Raw genomic sequence first — 22,366 nt, forward strand, 5'->3', positions numbered from 1 at the left:
TTCATCTTTTATGTTGCAAGAAGCGTGCCAAATTCTAACCTTGATTTAATAGACTTTCTCTTCTTTTTAAAAATAAAAAAATGGACAAAGCGAGACAGCTGTCTCGTTTTGTCCACTTTTGTTCACCTTACTAGAGAATCATTCCCTTATTCACTATCAAAACTTTTTTGTAGTTTCCGGATGTAAATAATTTGACCAATATGATACGCATTATGAGTAGTTACATTACCTAGCACTTCCCACCACTTCGCGGATACAGGAAATCCAACTACATCACTTTCAACCTTGTCTTCATTAATGAGATTTTGCCATTGTAACAATTTCTCTAATAATTTTTCCCTTAACTCTTCAAATGTTTGATTATCTGATAGCATAAAGCTTTTGTTATTGTCACCAATAGCGGGTACCGCATTAACATTTGATTCTTTATACCTAGTTTGCCACGTTGAGTTCCAATACAGTAAATGTTGTACAATTTCTGCTATACTATTACTTTCTTCATTCGGTTTCCAGAAAGCTTCTCTCTCAGATAAATCCTTCACTGCATCTGAAAATGGCATATACCAACTAGGATCATTCGCATTTGCTAACAACTGATCTGCTAATACGTCTTTCACATGGACCATTTTTCTTCCCTCATTTCATTGGCTTATATAATACTTACTTCTCTATATACGCTGAGTCTACACAATTCCCTTTTTAAATCATTCCAATACATATATAAATGAAAAAACTAAAGCACTTTATCATATAATCTTATTAAAACAACATGTATCATTAATAGATTTTATTCCTATAACTCGTTATGATAAAAGAAAAAGAAAGCGAGCGACCAATGAATAAAAAAATCGCGGTTATTACAGGAGCATCAAGTGGATTCGGACTATTAACGACACTTGAACTAGCAAAAAAAGACTATATTGTCATTGCTACAATGCGAAACCTTGAAAAACAAGTAAACTTACTATCTCAAGCTACTAAACTAAACTTACAACAAAACATAAAAATTCAACAATTAGATGTAACAAATCAAAACTCTATACATAACTTCCAATTGTTTTTAAAAGAAATTAATAGAGTAGACCTCCTTATAAACAATGCAGGATATGCAAATGGAGGATTTGTAGAAGAAATTCTAGTAGAGGAATATCGTAAACAATTTGAAACGAATCTTTTTGGCGCTATATCAATCACTCAGCTTGTTTTACCATATATGAGAGAACAAAAAAGTGGAAAAATCATTAATATAAGCAGCATTAGCGGCCAAGTTGGATTCCCTGGTTTATCTCCTTATGTATCTTCAAAATATGCATTAGAAGGCTGGAGTGAATCCCTTCGCTTAGAAGTAAAACCTTTCGGAATTGATGTTGCTTTACTTGAACCAGGTTCTTATAACACAAACATATGGGAGGTTGGTAAACAACTAGCTGGAAACCAATCTGATACAACATCTCCTTACAAAGAATATATGGATAAAATACAAAAACATATTAATAGCGGTAGTGATACATTTGGTAATCCGATAGACGTTGCTAATAAAATCGTTGAAATTGCTGAAGCAAAGCGTACTAATTTACGATATCCAATTGGAAAAAGTGTGAAATTTATGATTTTTGCGAAGAAGATTCTTCCTTGGAGATTGTGGGAATTTCTTGTTTTGAGGAGTTTTAGGAAGATGTAAATAAAAAGAGTAACTATCAAGATAAATAATGGTGGCTACTCTTATTAAATATTCATCATTAAAAACCCAAACGATATCAATATGTAGAAAGAGGATCAAAATAAAACAACATTGAAACCATAAAAACAAATGCAAAGAATCCAATTATAGAAAGAATATATTCCTTTGTCTCTCTGTTATACTTCCATTCCATCCATACGCGTAATAAGGAAATTGCTCCAAAATAAATAAGTACAACAATTCCTATATTAGCATTTTCTGCTTTGAACAGATAAATAAAACTTAATATAAGATATACGATAAAAAGACCTATTTCTAATTTTACATGTAAACTATTTACATGCTTATATATCCAAACATTGCCCTTTGGCATATTTAATTTTCTTCTTAAAAACTTTTCTAAAAAATATCCTCCAATTATCATACTAATAACTATAATCCAAATAGTAGAGTTGCCCATTGCATTCCCTCCTATTAAATTAATTATATTTTTAATAAAGTAGACTATATAATTTTTCCATGTTTCGATAATGTTTTCATTTTCTTTATGCTTAAGTAGTAGTTTTATCAAGACATGTTTTATGTATTGTACAACAACAATCTATTTCTCATCCTTTTTGTTTCAGGATGTTTAACTTTTTTCTTGCTATTCTTTCATAAGCGAATATGGATAGTACCTATAAAATTAATAGAGCCATTTTTGTAATTGACGGACCCCCCTCCTTTTATTTTCTTACTTTCATTTTCTCCGGCTGATCACTCGGATACGTAGCATTCTTTTTATTTTCAACATCCCAACTAATAATTGTTGCACTATCTCGCCCCAATTGATGATGCACGTGTTCTAAAACATTTTGAACATTTTCTTTAAGCTCTATCTTATTTTCATTCATATCGTTATACAGATTTAATGGCGTTTCATAACGACGTTCCCCACATTCTAATACCCCATCTGTCACCATTACAATTCGATTGTTGCCAGTACGTAATTCACGAATTCCTGATGAATAGCAAGGTACAGGTAATTCAAATGTATTTACATTGCCAATCCATTCGTAAAAATGACGTTGATTTAGTGCGTATTGCCCTAATTTATGTAATTCATCATGAAATACATAAACGAGACAGTCTCCAATAGATAGCCACCATATATAGTTTTCTTTTCTTACACATAGTAAAAAAGCTGTTTCACCTTTAACTCTTTTGCACTTTTCTTTAAATGAGGAGGATTGAAAAATTGTAAGTATATGATTTGCAACTGATTGAAAAACTGTTTCAATTCGTTCATTCATCATTATTTTTATATTTTCATATTCTTTTTCGATTGTATGTATAACTAAATCAACACTTTCTGCGCTATTATGCCCGTCTAAAATAGCTGCAAATTCCCAATCATCATTTGACCAAACTAACGTACCGTCTTCATTCTTTTTTGCTCCGGCACTTATATTCCCACCGTATTTACCAAGTACAATGTCATCATATTGCTTAACTGAGATTTCCCCTAAACACATTTCCGTATTTCCAACCCATGAATATTGGTTATTATTTGTTGTATGCATACTCATTTACCATATACTTTCGTATTCTTTCACATAGTTTTTTAATTTCTTCAGAACCTCCATATGGTGCACCAGTCCAATTTGCTACTTCAGTAGGCGACCAAAATTCTCTTGGTGTATCCGGATAACGGGGAATAATATGCATATGCAAATGCGGTACACCATTACCCGAAACAAACGTGTAAATATGTTCTGCACCTTCGTTTTCTGTTAGCGCTTTACTTATTCTACTTGTTATAAGTCCAAATGCTTTCGCCTCATCTTCATTTAATTCAGCAAGACCAGGTACATGCCTTTTTATATCAATCATTACGTAACCAAGATATGTTTCTTCTGTATCCCAATGGACATGTCCAACGTATATAAGATCGTCTTCATAAATAGCGCCACCTGGAACTATAATGTTTCCTTTATGTTTTTCACAAATGAAGCAGTTTTGTTCTGCTGGATTGTTTATTGACATATCCATCACCATCCTTTTTATATATAATATCATAAAAAAAGGAAAAATAGGTTTTTTATTCCGAAAATTCAATCTTTTTAATTAGGAATTTTTACATTATTTCATTTTAATAATTTGCACCTCATTCCTTCTTCAAAACCGCAATCCCCATTCCAATTACAATCCCAATCGCAATTCCAATTACTACATTATCAGTAAATAAGCCAGGTACTACGCCGATTACAACGCCTATAGCGACACCAATTGTCATCGCATTATTTCTTTTTTTATTATTAGCCAAAATAGCATCTCCTCTCATCATTTCTCCCAATATAATATTTACATGATTGTTGCTATTTCCTAATATATTTTCTATCCCACTTGAAAATTTCCAAAAAATGTACTTTATTACTTTTCCATTCCCCCTATTTAATCCTCTTTATATGAAAGAATTTTCAAGTCACCATTACCTCTACATAGGCATTTACTATAAGAAAGATCAGTTATTCATTGAAGGAGGAACGATTCAAATGTATCCTCATTGGAATCCAAATATAAATCAACAATATGCTTACTCCCCCCATTCCGTAAGAAATACACTGCATCACGATTCTCAATATATGATGCAGCGCATCGCTAGCCTTGAAAGTCAGTTAGCTAAATTAATCTCATTAATCGAAGAAAATAATCAATTAATAAAATCAATGGAACAAGAAAAAAATCAAGTTTGCGCACCAGCTGGCGGTTCTGTTATTGTTCGTATGTAATCTTTTCGAACAAAAAAACACACTTTGTATAATAAAGTGTGTTTTTTTGTTATTTTCTTTTTTGATGAAATCCTTGTGTAATGCGGTCTAATATAATCGCGATGACAACAATGGCTAGTCCCGCTTCAAATCCCATTCCGATATTAACTTGTGTTACAGAACGGTACACATCTACTCCTAGTCCTGGTGCTCCTACAAGTGACGCTGTTACAACCATCGATAACGAAAGCATAATACTTTGATTCACTCCGGCCATGATCGTCCCAGTTGCGAGTGGTAATTGTACTTTAAATAGTTTTTGTGATGCTGTGGATCCAAATGCATTCGCTGCTTCAATTAAATCTTCCGGAACTTGTCTAATTCCTAAGTCTGTAAATCTGATTGTTGGTGGCATCGCAAAGATTACTGATGCAATTATGCCAGGTACTACACCTACTCCGAAAAATGTAATCGCTGGTATGAGATATACGAATGCGGGCATTGTTTGCATAAAATCTAATGTTGGTTTTAAAAACTTTGAGAAACGCTCATTTTGAGATGCTAAAATACCGATTGGAATTCCGACAATAATCGAAATAATAACAGACGTAAGTACGAGTGCTAATGTTTGCATCGTTTGTGCCCAATAGTTAATATTTAAAATAAATAACAATCCGATGAGTGTAAAAATAACTAAAGATAATTTTCTCGTTGTGTACCAAATGAAGAAACATAGGATAATAATCATCAATATGGCTGGTATTATTGTTAAAAAATTAGTGAGTAAATCAACGAATCCTCCGATAATATACGAGAATCCTCGGAACAAACCTTCAAAGTTCTCATATAAACTTGCAACAAACGAGTCGACCCATTCCCCTAATGGAATACGCGGTATACTATTCATCGTCTTTCACCTCTTCCTCAATGTTACCTGCAAGAGCTTGAATGACACTTTCACGTTTAATAATTCCTCTTAACCTTTTCTTCTCATCAATAACGGGTAACGGATATTTCATCTCTGCCATTTTTGCATACGTCTCTTCAAGTAAAGTATCTAAATAAACGTGCGGAATATCATTAAGTAATAAATCAGCAATCGGCCACTGTTTTTGTACTGCTTTACTTGCATCATCTGCGGTTAATATACCTAAAAACTCATACTTTTTATTTACAACATATACTGTAGAAACGCCCGCATTCCTCATAATTTGTAGTGCCACACGAGGTCCACGGTCAATTAATAAAGTCTCCGGTCGTTTTAATATAGACTCCGCCGTAATTACTTTTCCTAAATTCACATCCGCAACGAATTTCTCTACAAATTCATTAGCAGGGCTCATCATAATTTCTTCCGGCGTTCCAATTTGAACAATTTCTCCATCTTTCATTAATGCAATACGATCTCCAATTCGAAGTGCTTCATCTAAATCATGAGTAATAAATATTATTGTTTTCTCCATTTTATCTTGTAGCTCTAACAATTCATCTTGCATTTCTTTTCGAATAAGCGGATCCAATGCACTAAATGATTCATCCATAAGTAAAACATCCGGATCATTCGTAAGCGCTCTCGCAATACCAACTCGCTGTTGCATCCCACCACTAAGTTGACTTGGATAATTGTCTTTATGATGATCGAGTCCCACTAACTTAAGTGACTCTAACGCTTTTTTCTCTCGTTCCTCTACTGGAACTCCTTGTATTTCTAATCCGTATGCAACATTTTGTAAAACAGTACGATGCGGAAATAGAGCAAACTTCTGAAACACCATACTCATTTTCGTTCTTCTCACTCTTCGTAACTCTTCTTTTCCCATCGTTGCAATGTCTTCACCATCTATGTATATATGCCCCGCTGTCGGTTTGATTAATTGATTTAGCATTCGAACTAGCGTTGATTTCCCGCTACCGGATAAACCCATAATAACGAAAATTTCTCCGGTGTATACTTCAAACGTTGCCTTTTTCACACCAACGTTCATTCCTGTCTCTTTTAAAATTTCGGATTTGCTTTTTCCTTCTTTTAATAAGGTAAGCGCTCTTTGCGGATGTTTCCCAAATACTTTTGTTACGTTTTCAACACGCACCTTTGTATTATCCATGTCACTACTCCTTTTCTACCCATCTATTTACATAGTGTTGCGATTTTACAAAGAAATATTACATAAAAATGACATTCATAAGCTTTCTTTTAAAATTCTCATTTCCGTTCATAATAAGAATGCTTACTTATACATTTATTTAAAAAGGCAAACGTTACTTAGGAGGTTTTCGATGCGAAAGAAAATATGGCTTATATGCCTTGCATTATTTATTACTATGATTTTCACCTCATGTAATGCAACAAATGCAAATTCGAAAGGAAAAATTAAACTTGGTGTAACAAGTTGGAAAGAAAATATTGCAACTGCAAACATGTGGAAAGTGTTATTAGAACAAAAAGGCTACAAAGTTGAACTCATGTATTTAGAAAAAGCTGCAATTTGGACTGGTGTCGCTCGTGGTGATGTTGATGCAAATTTAGAAGTATGGCTGCCTGTTACGGATAAACCATTAAATGATCGATATAAAAATGACATTGTCTTAAAATCAAAATGGTATGAAGGTACAGGGCTTGGCCTTGTCGTTCCTTCTTATTTGAAAAACATAAACAGTATCGAGGATTTAAATGCACATAAAGATGAACTAGATAACAAAATTGTCGGAATCGAACCTGGCAGCAGCCTAATGAATTTAACAAATAAGGCGATGAAGGAATATGATATTAAACTAAAACTTGTCCAATCTTCAGAAGCTGCGATGATGAGTGAATTAAAAAAGGCATATACGAAAAAGAAACCAATCGCTGTTACGCTTTGGAATCCTCATTGGGGTTTTTCAGAATTTGATTTAAAATATTTAAAAGACCCTAAGAAAGTATATGGTGAAAAAGATGACATTTATTACTCCGTTCGTAAAGGTTTCGAAAAAGATCATCCGGATATTGTGAAATACTTTGATAAATGGAAAATGAACGATGAGCAGCTTGGTACGTTAATGGTCATGCTAAATAAAACGAAAGATCCAGAAGAAGCAGCACGAAAATGGATTGAAAAGAATCAATCGTTAGTTGATGAATGGATAAAAGATTAATAAAACAGGCTAGAGAATTCGCATATTCTCTAGCCTGTTTTATCTTATTTTTTCGTAACAACATCATCTACAATCCCATATTCCTTCGCTTCTTCTGCAGTCATAAAATAATCTCTTTCTGTATCATGTGCTACCCTTTCAATCGGTTGCCCTGTTTTTTCTGCAATCATTTTATTAATATCATGCTTTAGCTTTAAAATTCTTTTTGCTGTTATTTCGATTTCAGTTGCCTGCCCTTGCGCACCACCAAGCGGTTGATGAATCATAATTTCACTGTTAGGCAATGCAAATCGTTTTCCTTTTGCACCTGATAAGAGTAACAACGCACCAAATGATGCTGCAAATCCCATACAAAGTGTTTGCACGTCTGGTTTAATTAAGTTCATTGTATCTAATATTGCAAAACCTGCTGTCGTTGATCCGCCTGGGCTATTAATGTATAAATATATATCTTTCTCTGCATCTTCCGCTTCTAGAAATAATAATTGAGCTACAACACTACTCGCTACTTGATCGTTAATTTCTGAACCGATAATAATAATTCTGTCTTTTAATAACCTTGAATATATATCATAGGAACGTTCTCCTAATTTCGTTTGCTCTACTACATATGGAATTGCATTCATTTTAAATCCCTCCAATAATTGTTATGCCGCACAAAGCATACAACTGTAGGAAGAAGAGTTTTTCGCACTGAGTAATAAGACAGGTTGTTTAGTTGGTAACTTCGTAAAATCTATTGTTGGAAGAAGCTTAGTTAACAATTCCGGCCTTTCTTCACGAATAGACGTTACAACAATATCAATATCTTCTGTGAATTCAACGATTTCAAGCCCTTCTTCACTTACAGTTTTCAGCCTATTTCTACTCCGAAATAAAGAAGCTTTCACTGCTCCTTCCGATACAGAACATACTTTAGCGATATCAGCAATACTATATTGAAAAACATCCTTTAATAATAAAATTGTGGATTGTTGTACATTTAATGAAGATAATACTTTCCCTACCATTTCATGCAAATCTGCAATTTTTTCATGTGGTTCTTCGAAAGTAATTTGTTCCCTTATTTTTTCATGAACTGATTTTGACTTTATCTGGTCTAACCAACGATTTCTAGCTATTTTATATACAAGTGTCATGCAAATATCTTTATTACTATATTTTTGAAGAACTTTACAAACTGTTTCTTGGGCAAGATCTTCCCCATCCCATCTGTTTTTCGTTAAAAATGTACAATACCTTTTTAACTCTGCATAATTTTCAATCAAAAAATTTATATTTGAATGATTCATATCGATATGTTTCTTAAACAATTGCGTTACTTTTGTGCACAAAATAACCACTCCTTTTCAGCGCTTACTTAATAAACGATTGATGAAACGAAAAAGTTACGGGACTTATAAAAAAATAATGTTTATGTTCAATAATTCGCGGTCATAAATATGTTATGTACAATTTTACGTGAGGAGGAACAAATTTGCCAAAATTAACAATTGAAGGTGCTGGCACTTTTGATGTGAAAGAAGGAACAAAGTTAGTATTAGCAATTGAAGATAACGGTGTAAACATTCTTCATCGTTGTGGTGGAAATGCACGTTGCACAACTTGTAGAGTAGAAATTATAGCGGGTGATTTCTGTGAAGCGAGTGCGAATGAAAAAAATGCGATGACAGAAAAAGGGATTGAAGATCATTTACGATTATCTTGTCAAATGCGTGTACATAAAGATATAGTCGTTCGTCCGGTACTTACAGTTGAAAATTCAGGATTAGCTGCCGGTCCACGCCCAGCGGAGTAAAATGATGAATTTAAAACAACTTGTTGGCGAATATGCTGCTAACTTTGTAAAAGATGGAATGAACATTGGACTAGGCACAGGATCTACCGTATATTGGACGATACAAAAATTAGGTCAACTTGTACAAGAAGGACTATACTTTCAAGCTGTTCCAACATCAAAGGAAACTGAAGCTTTAGCAAAGCAACTAAACATCCCGCTGATTTCTTTAAATGACGTACAAAGTCTTGATCTTACAATTGATGGAGCGGATGAAATTGATTCCGATTTACAGCTTATAAAAGGCGGCGGTGGCGCATTACTTCGTGAGAAAATTGTTGCCTCCTCCTCTAAAGAACTCATTATTATTGCTGATGAATCAAAACTTGTGGCTCGTTTAGGTAATTTCCCATTGCCTGTTGAAATTATCCCTTTTTCATGGAAACAAACCGAAAGTAAAATTCAATCTTTAGGGTGTCAAACAACGTTACGTATAAAAAATAATGAAACCTTTATTACCGATAATAATAACATGATTATCGATTGTATATTTCCTAATCATATATCTAATCCTGCTAATTTACACGAACAATTAAAAATGATTACTGGTGTAGTTGATTCAGGATTGTTTATAAATATGACAAGGAAAGCCATTATCGGTACTAAAAACGGGATAAAGGAACTATAATGAAAGCTGACTTTTTAAAGTCGGCTTTTTATTATTTTCTTCTTCTCTTTATAGCTATTTATTATGATATACTATGAAAACAAAAACTGATTACACTAGAAAGGGCTGAACAATTTGCAATCCAAACTCATAACAAAACTTACAGATTTAGAAACTGCCTTTCACATTCGAAAAGAAGTATTTGTAAAAGAACAAGGTGTTCCTCTTGAAGATGAATTCGATATATTTGATGAAATCGGTGAAGAATGTAAACATATTTTAGTTTATTATAATGAGCTTCCTGTAGGTACAGGTCGTATACGATTTGTTGATGGTGCCGGAAAACTAGAACGCATTTGTATTTTAAAAGATTATCGTACATACGGATTAGGTAAAGTAATTATTCAAACGTTAGAAGAAATTGCCCGTAGCAAAAAAGCTACAAAAGTGAAACTACACGGGCAAACACAAGCTGAAGGATTTTATAAAAAATTAGACTATCAAACTTCTTCCAATGTATTTATGGAAGATAGCATTCCACATATACTTATGACGAAAGTATTATCATAATAGAAAGGTTACTATATGAATTTACATGAAGTATTCTTATAGTAACCTTTTTTGTATCTTATTCGTTTTGAATTATTTTTGGTGGATATTCTAATATCATATCTATAAACTTTCAATTTGCTGGCAGTATAATGTTCCTACCGCTTTCGAGTTATTAAAAACAACGACCCGCAAGATGAAATTTTTGTACAAAAAATTTAATCCCCATGTATTGAGAGTCATACATTCATGTACCTAATAGTGACTTCTATATAAAATTTAAAATTGATACTATTACACCTACCCCTGTATTGCTAGCCAATTTCAAAATTTTTCAAGAGGACTATTTATATAGGTTTTATAATATATAACCTTTACAATTATTTAGATTGCATGATTTGGAATGCGGTATGCTATATTTTTTTCTTTAATGGTATTTGAACCCTCTGAATAAAGATCTATATCCCGTCAATATTCTCCTGTTTTCTCTTTAAAAACCTACCAAGTAGTTTGCTAATTCGGCTAGCTGCTTTTTTCTATATAAAATTAAAAATTATCCGTAATAGTAACACTTCTGCACTTTGTACTATAAATTTTCATATATTGTATTATGCTTGTCCAAAACGTGAGATTATTACTTACGTTATCTAAATGAAAGAAAGGAGTGAAAATATGCTCTCATCTAGTCGTAAATTCACGCACTTTAATTGTGGTGCACAAGCCCCTAGTACACTACCTGCCCTTGGTTTTGCTTTCAATGCTACTTCACCTCAATTTGCAACATTATTCACCCCACTACTATTACCTAGTACAGGGCCAAATCCTAATATTACCGTTCCCGTAATAAATGATACAATTAGTATTGGAACTGGTATTAGAATTCAAATAGCTGGTATATATCAAATTAGTTATACACTAACAATTAGCCTTGATAATGTTCCCGTAGCACCGGAAGCAGCACGATTTTTCTTGACACTAAACTCATCAACTAATATTATTGCAGGATCTGGAACCGCAGTCCGTTCTAATATTTTTGGCACTGGTGAAGTTGATGTATCCAGTGGTGTCATTCTCATTAACTTAAACCCTGGTGATTTAATTCAAATTGTACCCGTTGAAGTAATTGGTACTGTAGACATTCGTTCGGCAGCGTTAACGGTTGCACAAATTCGGTAATAAAAACGCAATGTGAGCCGAAATATATTATTATAGATTCGACACACATTTATATTAAATAAGCATATTTTATTGTATGGTGACTATTTAGTCATACAAATTTAAAGCTTTCATAGGAGCACACTTTAATGTGTGCTTTATTTTTACTTAAAAACTAAAACATTCTCAAATTATATACATATCAAATAGCGTTTTCAATTATTTACGATAGCGGATGTTAACCTTTTGTACAAGCACTTTTTCCTTTTGTTTAATAATATATATTGATATCTCAAAGAAAGGAGAGTAACATAAGTATGGCAAATTATTTTTATAAAGATGGTAAAAAATATTATAAAAAACAATCACATTCGGACGATCAAAAAAATAACTGTTTTATTGAAACCCATACAATTGCTGGTTCTGCAGAAAATGCAAATGGAAATATACCTGTATCTGTTTTCCTTGAAACCACTGCTCCACAAACTGTATTCGAGGATTTTACAAACAATCATAATAAAACATTAATTCAGTTATTCGTCGTCGGCATGAGTGCACCCGTTCAAGTAACTATTCTCACAAGAAAATCTAGCCGCCCAATTACTACAACATTACAACCTGTTCAAACAAAAATATTTCAAGTTGAAGATTTTCAAAGTCTTACTCTTACAAAACAGGAAGGTTCTACTAGTATAGTTAGTTTATTTGTCCAAAAAACATTTTGTATTTGCTGTAACGAGAATAACGATTCATGTGATGAATATTATCAAGATTGCAATTAATAGATTCACTCACCAGAAGAACCCCTTTTATAAAGGGTTCTTTTTTTCACTCACCACATTTTTAAAAACATTTTAGAATCATACTCAACGATTTTTCTATACATTTCTCATTTCTCCTTTTTTATTATATTAACGCTTTTGTTTAATTACGGGACTTATCATCATTTAATGGAGGAAAGTAAAATTTATAAAAAAGACGACGCTGAATACGTCGTCTTTTTTATAAGCAGAAAAGTGAATTCTCAAGCTTCCTTTTTTTGCATCAAAGCCCATTATCTTTTATTTCATTTTGAGGTAAAACTTACACTGCTCTCCATAAGGATAAAGCATAAATCCAGTTTGGATCCCCATTTCCTTGATGATTTTGTACGGCTTCATACACTTTTCCTTCGTATAGGACTCTATCACCCTTTTTATACGCTTTCTTTGCATCCCACTCTCCATATGAAACGCTTTCAGTTTTTGTAGTAATTGTGAATATATCACTTTGTACGGATTCATTTCCAGCTACATCAACAGCTTTCACTACATATTTATAAGTCTTATTAGCGAGTAAATTATTATCCATATAAGAAGTCGTATTAGATGTTGCGATTTTTTTCATTGTTCCTTCTATTTCTCTATAAATATCGTAATGGTCTACACCAACATTATCGTCAGATGGACTCCACATTAGGTCCACACTTGACGCTGTCGTTCCCATACTATGTAATCCTTTTGGTTGTGTTGGTGCTTCTGTATCAGGAGCCTCAACTGTTGTTTTTGCTGTAAGCGCTGTACTTTCTTTCGATACATTGCCAGCTGCGTCAATTGCTTTTACAGTATAAGAGTATTCTGTACTTGGTTGTAATTTCTTATCAATAAAATGAGTGCCTGGTACGGTGTCAATCATCTCTCCGTTACGGAAGATTTGATACCCTTTTACTCCTACATTATCCGTAGAAGTGTTCCATGTTAGTTCTATACTATTCGCTGTTACTTTTTGTGTCTGAATTCCATTTGGAATACTTGGCGCTTCTGTGTCTGGTTTCACATTATTGATGAGATTTACATCAATTACATTATAGAACGCATTTGCTGTATCAGCTACATCCCATACAGCTAAAATCACATGGTAGCCACTACGATCCGTAGGTACATTGATTTTGTGTGCTACATTATTTGAAGCTGCGGAACCATCATGTTGTACAGTTCCAATTGGCTCAAAGTCTGCTCTTGTTAGTGCTTTATTTGGATTCCAGCCTATTTTAGTAATGTAGTAGTGCCATTTGCTTGTTAAATGTGGCGCTGTAAACTTCCAAGTAAACGTATTTTCTCCGCCAGTGATTGTATTTTTAAACCAACGATCCGCTGTTTGTTGATCCAAAATACCACCAAATTTTCCGCCTGCAGAAGCGATTTGTCCATCAACTGGACCAGCTTGCGGGAATCCTTTTGGTGCTTCTAAGCTTTGTGGTTCATACATAACACTTCCGCAGTTTACATTTAGTGCACCATAAGTTGGACTACATAAAGCGGAACGGCTACCAGGCTTTTCAACAAAACCATGCGCGTAAGCATTTTGAGGAATAAGTGTCGTGCCGATAATTCCCGCTGTTAATGCAACAGCTCCTAGACTTTTTTTGTTCATTTTCATGTTCTGTAGATGTTTTAAAATTCGATTATTCATGTTCATGTCCCCTTCTTGTTATACTTCGTAGTGTAATGTGGGCTTTGATGTAAAAGAATAACACGAGACAATATTGTAGTGATGTATGCGTAATTTATGCATACACCGTAGTAAAGAAATATTTCATTCCATGTGATATATTTCACTTACTGAATATATCATGACATAGAAATTACCTAAACACGTGCAGAAATTGTGCAGAAACAGTGAAATTATTACTAACATATAAAACTACATCTTAAAATTATAAAGTAAAAGTGCACAATAGCAATTATAAATCTTGTAAAAAAAGGCCAGATAAAAGCATTTTGTATAAGCGGATGGATTGCACCAAGTCTTCTCGAAATATTTCTTAATCAACTTGATATGCATAGTAATGTGAGATTAAATTTTTTGAAACACCCTTCCATTTCCATATTCAATATATATCTCTATTGGATACGTGAAATTACTTATGTATTGCGAATAATCCTTAATGTTTCAAAATAGTCTCATAAAACTTGTCATACTCTTCATAGTATTGGATTTTTAATTTTTCTATTAAACTTGTATCTGGTGAAATAATGTCAATTACGTCTGTACATATATACAGCAAATAAGTATCGTTATAAAAAGAAATATACGCTTGCTGACCACCATTAACGACATACTTGCAATATTTATATACTTCATCTTCATTGACACCTTTAATCGTAGTAAATATGATTGTACTTTCAAGATCATCAACGTCTACTTGCGTTTCTGTCCAATTTTTAATCTTCATGAACCTTCCAATTTTTGTTTTCTCATTTACTCTCTTACTTTTACCATATGTTATATAACCGGAAGTAAATGAAACGTCAATTGTATCGGGGCTTTTAAAAAGTTCAGTCAGTAGTCCTCTTAATTTTCTCAAATTCCCCTCAAATAATTCTATATCGAATCTAATTCTATTTTTTGCCTCCACTTGAAAAAATGGTGTAGCTGTCATATCTTCAAAATTCACATTTAATACTTTCATTCTTTCCATATAATTAATTCCTCGCTTCATATAACATAAAAGTGTCTACATCACTTAATATAGACACCCTTTCACATATATAGTTTTAATACCGGCCAGTAAATTTAAAAATTTCATCAACTGCTTGCGTATACCCACCTGATTTTCGGAGAGACTCCTTCAAATTCAAAGCAGCTTCTTTATATGATGGATTACTTAATACTTTTTCTACACTTTTACTAAGTTGATTCGCAGTTAATCCTTGCATTTGCAATTTAACTCCTGCTCCGAGACTCTCCACTTGCTTTGCGATTACTGGCTGATCTGCACTTTGCGGAATTACAACGAGTGGAACCCCGTTATATAGCCCTTCATGCATACTGTTCATCCCGCCATGTGTAATAAATAATTTTGTATATGTAAGTAGTTCAGTTTGCGGTACATAGTTTTTCATAATGAAGTTTTTAGGAATATCACCTAAATCACTTATTTTCGTTTTACTACCAATAGACATAACAATTGTATGTTTACTATTTTCGAATGCCTTCATACAAAGTTTATAAAAATTAATTGCTTCATTAAAAACAGTACCTAGTGAAATGTAAATCAGGCTTTGTTCTTCAATTGAAGTATAATCAAAATCTTCATTTTCCCCTTGTGCAGAAATAGATGGACCTACAAATTTAAATGTTTCATTAAACGTATTACCAAAAGGTTGGAACTCCTTAATCGTATACACAATAGTAAGCGGTGCTGGATTATAGAAAACTTCATACGGTGAATTTATTTCAACACCATATTTCCCTGCAATTTCTCTAGTTAAGTTTTGAAAATCATTATATATTCTATTCTGCACTTCCACTGGGATATTTTTAGAAAGATGGTCTAACATTTGTTTAAATGATTTTTCATCCTGCGCAAAAGATGTACAGGAATTTATGGCCGGAAGATTAAGAATTTGGGCAATTAAATGACCACAGCCAAACATAGAATCGTGGATCATGTAATCAAAATATTCTCCTTCAATTTGCTCTAAAACACTAGGTATTACAATATCTGCTGTATGTAGAAGGCCGTTTATTCTTTCCTGTAAATAATTTCGACCACCGGAAAGAAATGCTTGTATAAATTTTTGATCATCTATCGTTCGTACAGTAGCACCTGTCTTCTCAATACGCTCCCTGAAAGCCTCTATTGAAAAATAAACGACCTCTTCACCGCGAGAAATCAGTTCTTCTACAACTTGTAATGTTGGATTTATATGTCCTTCTGATCCAGCGTTAATGAATAAAATACGTGCCATTCAAAATACTCCTTACATTTTAAAATTTCTATGTTGTAAAGAGTATGGATATTTTCCATACTCTTCACGGTATTTTATGTATCATTTTCCTGCTTAATTGACCTAGCAAGCCTAAAACCGAGATCGTCTATATGAAATGTAGGATGGCTACGACGGCGACAAGTCGCGCCGCAGCCTCTAGCTGCTTCAGCCCAACTACCACCACGAAAAATTCGGTACGATCCGTACACTTTTTCATCATACAAGTCATAGCACCATTCCCAAACGTTTCCTAACATATCATAAAGTCCCCATGCATTCGGCTCTTTTTTACCGACGTCATGAATTTGTCCAATTGAATTTTCATTATACCACGCTATTTTCTGAAGTTCCCCATATGTATATCCCGTCGTACCTGCTTTACATGCGTATTGCCACTCTGCCTCAGATGGCAATCGGTAGCCGTCAGATTCTATATTACAACTAACCTTTTTTCCATCATCACTAATAGAATAATACGCTGTTAATCCCGCTTGTTTAGAAAGTAAATTACAAAAAGCAATTGTATCATTCCATGAAATATTTACAATTGGTTTATTACTATCTTTATCATTATTTAATGTAGGATTTGTAATGGCATTATATATTTCCATTGTTACAGCATACTTTGCAAGAAGAAATGGTTTTATTTGAACTTGCCATTCTTTTTTTATTCGATCATCTCTTAATACTACCTCTCCTGCTGGAATTTCCATCATATTAGAATCAATCGAGCGAATGAATGTATTCAATAGTATCCCCCCATATTACTTCTTTTTAAAATCTAACTACTTATCTTATCGTACTTCTTCAAAAACCGTTTCACTTCATTTGGAGATTTTAAAATAATCACTTCTTTTCCTTTACTTAATTGATCTAGTCTTTTTAAAATGGCAGGTTTTTTCTTATTCGGATACTCCCATATCCATTTAAAGAATTGTAAATCTAGTCTTTCTTCACATCCGGCACCCATATCCGGTCTTGTTTTATTTCGATATTGTACAATTCTTTTAAAAGCACGATAAACACAAATCGTTCTATGAATATCAAGAAAGATAATTGTATCCGCTGCATTCAGTCTTAAATCCATCGTCCCGCCATAATTCCCATCAATAATCCACTCTTCTTCTTTAATTAAGTTTTTTTGAACTTTTCTTTGTTCTTCTCGAGGAACACCTTCCCAGTTCGCTTTCCAAAACAATGCATCAAGATGATGCACCTTAATATTTAGTTTATTTCCTAACTGCTTTGCTAATGTAGATTTTCCTGAACCACCAGAACCAATTAATATGATTTTTTTCATATTCATACGGTCCTTACTATAGATTCTTCAATATCTTCCTTATTTGCAAAAATCCAGAAGAACATCTCTTCATTCAACTTTAATAAATTTGGTAACTGAACAAAATAAGTAATAAAGATAACTTGAATAGAAAGCATGACATACCAAATAGATTGTAGTTCTTCTCTCGTTAAAATGCTTTGTTTATAATATCCTTCAAAGATTTTGCTGACAATATGTAACCATTTCCCTCTTCCTGTTTCATCACTAAATAGCTCACTTAATATACTTGTACAGCAGTAGCATAAATCGAATACTCTTACATTGCTTTCTAAAAGTTCAAAATCTATAAATCCTTGAAATTCATTGTCATGAAAAATCACATTCGATAAGTGCATATCACGATGAATAATTTGTTTTGGTAGTGGGTGAACCGTTTCCTTCAAAACTGTACGTATTTGATCCATTTTTCGAACGACATTCCGATGGACAGATGCATTCTTTTCTAAAATTGGTAAGGCCCATTTGTATACCACTTTATACAATTCTCTTTTTATTAACTCGTTAGCACTATTCACTGAATGTAGTGCTTGATGTAAATTAGCTACCTTCTCTCCAATTGTACTTCCTAGCTCTTTTAGCTTTTCTGTATCTTTTATTTCTAGTACACTTCCACCAATATATTCGTACAAACTATAATACTTCTCTTTATAAAATACGTACCTTTCATCATTTCTCATTTTTACTATTTTTTTACTTTAACTCCTTTTTCATCAAGCTGTTCTAATACATTTAGTTCAACTAGAAAATGTTTTATCGATCCCTTTTCCTTTAAAATATACGCTTTATTATTACAGTAAATCTTCGTTACGTTTGGTTGAACTTCAATAGTTGTGATATCTTCATCTTCAAACCAAAACTTTGCAATTTCTAATATATCCTCCATATACAAATACCCCTTTTAAAATTCACTTATTTCTTCCGTAACATAAACTCACAAAGCATTCCTATCCCAACACCAATTGTATAAGCAACTACATCGCTCCACAAAAATCCGTAACCTAAAACGAGTCCCCCTATAGTCGTTGCACGAATATTATCAATCCAAGGTGCATGGTACAATTGGCTAATTTCAATCCCGTAACAAAATATTAAACTCATAAAAGCTAATTTCTTCGTTTCTATTTTAGGAAACAAAAATCCGAATCCAACGAAAATCATTAATGCCCATAAAGCATCACCTAAGTAATCATTTAATAAATGAGGTAACGCAAAAGCAAACTTTCTAGAACTAAGACCTAACATAATAACAACTATAGTAAACATTACATATAGTAATTGATTTCGTTTTATATTCATTTCAAAAGCTCCTAATTCATCATGTAAAACTGCAAATAGCTAGTAAAATACAATCATTTTACTAGCTATTTATTACTTGCTTTCATAATAAGAAAATGTGGATTTGTACTTAAATAATGATATGATTTTCTGTCTACTTCTCTCATCTTTTCAATCGGCTTCGGTTCCACTATTTTTTCTAATACAAAATAGTTTGTTGTTTCATTGATTATGTCTTGGAGCGACCTCCTAAAAAAACTAACTTCTATTGTAATATTTGGTTTAACCCAAGTATCTACTAATAATTGTTTTTCAAAATAATCTTCACATGTAAACTTTGTGAAATCCATAAAAGGATGATGAACGGAATATATAAGTTCTCCACCCGGCTTCAATACGCGCTGAAACTCTTGAAATACTTGCGTCCAATTTTCTAAGTAATGAAGAGTTAACGAACTTACAATGATATCATACGTATTATTTTCAAATGGCAATGTTTCTTGCAAATCGTGACAAAGGAACGTTGCTTTTTCTACCATACTTTCTTTTACGGCTTTTACCATTTCAGGACTTATGTCAATTGCTGTAACGTTAGCCCCTCTTCCTACGAATTGAGAAGTATACCATCCAGCGGCACATCCAGCATCTAGTATTCTCTTCCCTTCTAGTTCCCTTGGAATAATCTCCATCATCGCAGGTCTTTCATAATAACTATTATATGGATTTGCCAAATCTATATTTTCTTTATATGTACTCGCTAATTTATCATACGTATCTTTGACTGCGTCTTTCATTATATCCACCCCTAATACATATTAATCTATTAACTCTTGCTGCTTTTTCTTTGAAAATGATTGTAGTACTAACTCATACGACCAATCGATCATTTTATTAATTTGCTCCTGTTCTACTCCCTTATGTATATACACTGTATTCCAATGTTTCTTATTCATATGATACCCTGGAATTATTGTGTCTGGATAATCTTCTCTTATTCGTAAAGCGAGCTCAGGATCACATTTTAATGTAATCGCAGCTTTTTCACCTTCTTCATGGTTCACTATCGCAAATATTTTATTATTGAGTCTCATACATGTTGCACTCCAGCCATCTGGAGAATCCTCTGTCGCTTTTCTTTTTGATAAACAATATGCTCTCGTTGCATTCATTTTAAATGGCACCTCTTATTCTTTCACTATTTGTTTACGATGCATCACAATTTGCTTCGTCGCTTTAAATTGCTGTTCCCCATAAAACTTTATGAGTTTCTCTCCGCAAAATAGACTAACAATATCAATATGAGATATCTCTTCCAGTAACATTGTAAGCATATTCTCTCCAATACCTTTATTTCTTACACTTTCATGTACGACAACATCTTCTATGTACGCTCGAAAAACACCATCTGAAACGACTCTAGCAAACCCAATTAACTCATTTTCTTTCCATACCCCAATTGCTATGCTATTCTTTAACATTTTTTCAATATCGATTTCTTTTCTTTCTGGCCACCAACCGACAGAGTCGTAAAGCTTCTTTATTTTCTCTGCACAAATTGGTCGTTCATGTTGTAATTTATACGTGTACATATTCTTTCTCCCATCAACTAGTATACATAATATTATTATAATCTCTTTTCCAAAAAGTGTTGACTATACCCTTTCGGATGATCTTCAACGACACCATATTCTCGGTAGCCGTGCTTTTTATAAAATTCCGGTGCTTGGAAACTAAATGAATCTAGTAATATGAGTCTACATCCTTTTTCCTTCGCAATGTCTTCGATTTTATGTATCAGTTGACTTCCATAACCATCATGACGAACGGATTCATCAACCCATAAAAAATCGATATGAAGATGATAAAAATACATCGTTCCTGTTACGCCGCCAAAGATTTTCCCTTCCTCATCTTTCACTACAAGGCTTACTTGTTCCATCGGATGCTTTACTTCATCTGTTAAGATGGACATATTATATTGAATGACTTTATTTCTAATGTATTCTCCTTCATTACGAGTACCATTCTCTATGTGTTTCATATATATTTCTTCCTTTCAACTTAGTAAATTACATCTAATTTTTATTTCGCCTTTTTAAAATACTAATGAATACAAATCCACCATATGTAACAAAACACGAAAAACCAATTATCCCAGGTACAGAGACATAGCCTGTTCGTACATAACTTATAACTGCAAAACTAATAATTAACATTATTATAGATGGCCAAAATATTAGAGCCGTTTTTCTTCGTCTCTGTTTCGATGTACGTTCTTTCTCTTCAGAAACACGTGTACCAAAAAGCGATACAATACAAATAAGAATCGCTGCAAAGTAAATGGTATCTAATGATAAATTGTGATCATATAGTGCGATTCCAACTTCAAGAGCAATAATCGTTACAATTAAAATAATAATTGTTGAAGTCTTTAAGTTTCGTTTCAATCGCTCACTCCTAGCATGCTTTCACTATATGCTTTGTAAATGTATTTCAAAGCTGTTGCAATAGTTTCATCAACCTCTATATTATGAACTCGCTCGGGTAAATCTTTTCCCCCAATTACATAAAGAAATGGGAATTCGTTAAACATTCCCATTATACCAATATTTATTGTAGCCGTGGGCAATCCACCTGTCATATGAGCTAAATGAAAATACGGTATACTTTCATAGCCCCCTTGTTGTCTTACCATTCCATTGATAATTGGTTCCCATACTGCTGGTTCTACTTTGTAGCCTTGAAAAATATGTACTAAAAGCGAAAGAACTTGATTTAATTCTCCAACATTTTTCTCATCTCTAGCATTCTCTTGTATATAAATTTTTGAAAAATACGTTTGGGCATTTATTTTCACAGCATCCCATCCACCGCAGTGCTTTACAACCGAGTGAGCAATATAACTGTCGTGACAAGCTATCATCACTTCTACTGCTTTACTAAGTGTTAAAGTACTTCTTCCTTGTAGATGCGGATATAACTGTGCACTATCTTCATGTGGATGAAATTTAATGTGATGAAGTATATCATTCCAATTACGTTTATTTTCCTTCACCATTTGTGCTGCTACAAATCCAATTACTACTTTTGCTGCCGATGCTAATGGAATATATAATTCACTATTATATGAAGTAATTATACATTCGTTTTTTGTAGAATAAATAGCTACTCCTACATGACCAACTTGTATCTCTTTCATTTTTTGAATGACAGTTTCCATTTCCATTCCTCTTTTCACATCGTTATATCACCTTCTAATAATTCAATATGGAATATAAAAA

The 22,366-nt window shown here is 33.2% G+C and carries 29 protein-coding genes and 1 pseudogene; 8 read left to right on the plus strand and 22 right to left on the minus strand.

Annotated elements, in window-relative coordinates; all coding sequences use genetic code 11:
• Positions 1-146 precede the first annotated feature (146 nt).
• Positions 147-626, minus strand: a complete 480-nt coding sequence (locus JDS98_RS01580) for a DinB family protein (RefSeq protein ID WP_000233795.1) — start codon at positions 624-626, stop codon at positions 147-149.
• Between the two features lie 209 nt (positions 627-835).
• On the opposite strand from JDS98_RS01580, the gene JDS98_RS01585 reads away from it, so the two are divergent.
• Positions 836-1,681, plus strand: coding sequence for an oxidoreductase (locus tag JDS98_RS01585; RefSeq protein ID WP_206772960.1), 846 nt, complete (start codon positions 836-838; stop codon positions 1,679-1,681).
• A gap of 76 nt (positions 1,682-1,757) precedes the next feature.
• Here the strand turns inward: JDS98_RS01585 and JDS98_RS01590 are convergent, their stop codons facing one another.
• From JDS98_RS01590 to JDS98_RS01605, 4 genes are all read right to left on the minus strand, one after another.
• Entirely contained in the window at positions 1,758-2,141 is a 384-nt protein-coding gene (locus JDS98_RS01590) for a DUF4181 domain-containing protein (protein WP_000528453.1), read from the minus strand.
• Between the two features lie 265 nt (positions 2,142-2,406).
• Complete coding sequence (locus tag JDS98_RS01595; RefSeq protein ID WP_199633475.1) at positions 2,407-3,249, minus strand: PP2C family serine/threonine-protein phosphatase; 843 nt, start codon at positions 3,247-3,249, stop codon at positions 2,407-2,409.
• On the minus strand, positions 3,227-3,712 hold the full coding sequence (locus tag JDS98_RS01600; RefSeq protein WP_098144842.1) for an HIT family protein: 486 nt from the start codon (positions 3,710-3,712) through the stop codon (positions 3,227-3,229). Before JDS98_RS01600 ends, JDS98_RS01595 begins: the two co-directional genes overlap by 23 nt.
• Positions 3,713-3,827: 115 nt before the next feature.
• Positions 3,828-4,004, minus strand: a complete 177-nt coding sequence (locus JDS98_RS01605; RefSeq protein ID WP_001213777.1) for a glycine zipper domain-containing protein — start codon at positions 4,002-4,004, stop codon at positions 3,828-3,830.
• A 211-nt stretch (positions 4,005-4,215) separates the two neighbouring features.
• Here JDS98_RS01605 and JDS98_RS01610 point away from each other — a divergent pair, with 211 nt between their 5' ends.
• Positions 4,216-4,452, plus strand: coding sequence for a hypothetical protein (locus JDS98_RS01610; RefSeq protein ID WP_142345907.1), 237 nt, complete (start codon positions 4,216-4,218; stop codon positions 4,450-4,452).
• A 49-nt stretch (positions 4,453-4,501) separates the two neighbouring features.
• On the opposite strand, the gene JDS98_RS01615 is transcribed toward JDS98_RS01610, so the two are convergent.
• The gene (locus JDS98_RS01615) at positions 4,502-5,338 is read right to left on the minus strand and encodes an ABC transporter permease (protein ID WP_001084771.1); all 837 of its coding nucleotides are present in this window, start codon (positions 5,336-5,338) and stop codon (positions 4,502-4,504) included.
• Positions 5,331-6,536 carry a quaternary amine ABC transporter ATP-binding protein gene (locus JDS98_RS01620; RefSeq protein ID WP_098911909.1) on the minus strand — a complete coding sequence of 402 codons (1,206 nt, stop codon included), beginning with the start codon at positions 6,534-6,536 and terminating at the stop codon, positions 5,331-5,333. Before JDS98_RS01620 ends, JDS98_RS01615 begins: the two co-directional genes overlap by 8 nt.
• A 172-nt stretch (positions 6,537-6,708) precedes the next feature.
• Between JDS98_RS01620 and JDS98_RS01625 the strand changes: the two genes are divergently transcribed.
• Entirely contained in the window at positions 6,709-7,566 is an 858-nt protein-coding gene (locus JDS98_RS01625) for a glycine betaine ABC transporter substrate-binding protein (protein ID WP_001227651.1), read from the plus strand.
• A 44-nt stretch (positions 7,567-7,610) separates the two neighbouring features.
• Here JDS98_RS01625 and clpP read toward each other — a convergent pair whose 3' ends face one another.
• Both clpP and JDS98_RS01635 read right to left on the minus strand, forming a co-directional pair.
• Entirely contained in the window at positions 7,611-8,192 is a 582-nt protein-coding gene (gene clpP / locus JDS98_RS01630; RefSeq protein ID WP_000991620.1) for an ATP-dependent Clp endopeptidase proteolytic subunit ClpP, read from the minus strand.
• 21 nt (positions 8,193-8,213) lie between these two features.
• Entirely contained in the window at positions 8,214-8,900 is a 687-nt protein-coding gene (locus JDS98_RS01635) for an RNA polymerase subunit sigma-70 (RefSeq protein ID WP_000337531.1), read from the minus strand.
• 143 nt (positions 8,901-9,043) lie between these two features.
• Between JDS98_RS01635 and JDS98_RS01640 the strand changes: the two genes are divergently transcribed.
• The 5 genes from JDS98_RS01640 to JDS98_RS01660 all read left to right on the plus strand — a co-directional run bounded on the left by JDS98_RS01640 (position 9,044) and on the right by JDS98_RS01660 (position 12,496).
• Positions 9,044-9,364 carry a 2Fe-2S iron-sulfur cluster-binding protein gene (locus tag JDS98_RS01640; protein ID WP_001125383.1) on the plus strand — a complete coding sequence of 107 codons (321 nt, stop codon included), beginning with the start codon at positions 9,044-9,046 and terminating at the stop codon, positions 9,362-9,364.
• 4 nt (positions 9,365-9,368) lie between these two features.
• Positions 9,369-10,031, plus strand: coding sequence for a ribose 5-phosphate isomerase A (rpiA, locus tag JDS98_RS01645; protein WP_001050007.1), 663 nt, complete (start codon positions 9,369-9,371; stop codon positions 10,029-10,031).
• 114 nt (positions 10,032-10,145) lie between these two features.
• Positions 10,146-10,580: a GNAT family N-acetyltransferase gene (locus JDS98_RS01650; RefSeq protein WP_199633476.1), complete on the plus strand. Its 435-nt coding sequence runs from the start codon at positions 10,146-10,148 to the stop codon at positions 10,578-10,580.
• A 651-nt stretch (positions 10,581-11,231) separates the two neighbouring features.
• Positions 11,232-11,735, plus strand: coding sequence for an exosporium protein ExsF (gene exsF / locus JDS98_RS01655; protein ID WP_000953228.1), 504 nt, complete (start codon positions 11,232-11,234; stop codon positions 11,733-11,735).
• A gap of 296 nt (positions 11,736-12,031) precedes the next feature.
• Positions 12,032-12,496, plus strand: coding sequence for a hypothetical protein (locus JDS98_RS01660; RefSeq protein ID WP_000024959.1), 465 nt, complete (start codon positions 12,032-12,034; stop codon positions 12,494-12,496).
• A 301-nt stretch (positions 12,497-12,797) separates the two neighbouring features.
• Here the strand turns inward: JDS98_RS01660 and JDS98_RS01665 are convergent, their stop codons facing one another.
• From JDS98_RS01665 to JDS98_RS01725, 13 genes and pseudogenes are all read right to left on the minus strand, one after another.
• Entirely contained in the window at positions 12,798-14,165 is a 1,368-nt protein-coding gene (locus JDS98_RS01665; protein ID WP_001065212.1) for a lytic polysaccharide monooxygenase, read from the minus strand.
• 472 nt (positions 14,166-14,637) lie between these two features.
• A complete protein-coding gene (locus JDS98_RS01670) occupies positions 14,638-15,174 on the minus strand; it encodes a phosphatase (RefSeq protein WP_098226786.1) in 537 nt (178 codons plus the stop codon).
• A gap of 76 nt (positions 15,175-15,250) precedes the next feature.
• Complete coding sequence (locus tag JDS98_RS01675; RefSeq protein WP_199633477.1) at positions 15,251-16,447, minus strand: macrolide family glycosyltransferase; 1,197 nt, start codon at positions 16,445-16,447, stop codon at positions 15,251-15,253.
• 74 nt (positions 16,448-16,521) lie between these two features.
• Positions 16,522-17,217: a formylglycine-generating enzyme family protein gene (locus JDS98_RS01680; RefSeq protein WP_106080550.1), complete on the minus strand. Its 696-nt coding sequence runs from the start codon at positions 17,215-17,217 to the stop codon at positions 16,522-16,524.
• Between the two features lie 32 nt (positions 17,218-17,249).
• Positions 17,250-17,768, minus strand: a complete 519-nt coding sequence (locus JDS98_RS01685; RefSeq protein ID WP_098711364.1) for a DNA topology modulation protein — start codon at positions 17,766-17,768, stop codon at positions 17,250-17,252.
• Between the two features lie 2 nt (positions 17,769-17,770).
• Positions 17,771-18,693: pseudogene (locus tag JDS98_RS01690) on the minus strand (phosphotransferase enzyme family protein).
• A gap of 26 nt (positions 18,694-18,719) precedes the next feature.
• Positions 18,720-19,106 (minus strand): ribosomal maturation YjgA family protein, encoded by a 387-nt coding sequence (locus JDS98_RS01695; RefSeq protein WP_001022591.1) that lies wholly within the window; start codon positions 19,104-19,106, stop codon positions 18,720-18,722.
• Between the two features lie 65 nt (positions 19,107-19,171).
• The gene (locus tag JDS98_RS01700; RefSeq protein ID WP_087969250.1) at positions 19,172-19,879 is read right to left on the minus strand and encodes a class I SAM-dependent methyltransferase; all 708 of its coding nucleotides are present in this window, start codon (positions 19,877-19,879) and stop codon (positions 19,172-19,174) included.
• Positions 19,880-19,900: 21 nt separating this feature from the next.
• The gene (locus tag JDS98_RS01705; RefSeq protein ID WP_097957303.1) at positions 19,901-20,254 is read right to left on the minus strand and encodes an MmcQ/YjbR family DNA-binding protein; all 354 of its coding nucleotides are present in this window, start codon (positions 20,252-20,254) and stop codon (positions 19,901-19,903) included.
• A gap of 15 nt (positions 20,255-20,269) precedes the next feature.
• A complete protein-coding gene (locus JDS98_RS01710) occupies positions 20,270-20,674 on the minus strand; it encodes a GNAT family N-acetyltransferase (protein ID WP_087969248.1) in 405 nt (134 codons plus the stop codon).
• 35 nt (positions 20,675-20,709) lie between these two features.
• Positions 20,710-21,126, minus strand: coding sequence for a GNAT family N-acetyltransferase (locus tag JDS98_RS01715; protein ID WP_087969247.1), 417 nt, complete (start codon positions 21,124-21,126; stop codon positions 20,710-20,712).
• Positions 21,127-21,160: 34 nt separating this feature from the next.
• Positions 21,161-21,532: a hypothetical protein gene (locus JDS98_RS01720; RefSeq protein WP_000828017.1), complete on the minus strand. Its 372-nt coding sequence runs from the start codon at positions 21,530-21,532 to the stop codon at positions 21,161-21,163.
• Positions 21,529-22,305, minus strand: coding sequence for a serine hydrolase (locus JDS98_RS01725; RefSeq protein ID WP_098711334.1), 777 nt, complete (start codon positions 22,303-22,305; stop codon positions 21,529-21,531). Before JDS98_RS01725 ends, JDS98_RS01720 begins: the two co-directional genes overlap by 4 nt.
• Between the last annotated feature and the right edge of the window lie 61 nt (positions 22,306-22,366).

Source organism: Bacillus cereus group sp. N11 (assembly GCF_016483605.1).
Classification (GTDB): Bacteria; Bacillota; Bacilli; order Bacillales; family Bacillaceae_G; genus Bacillus_A; species Bacillus_A toyonensis.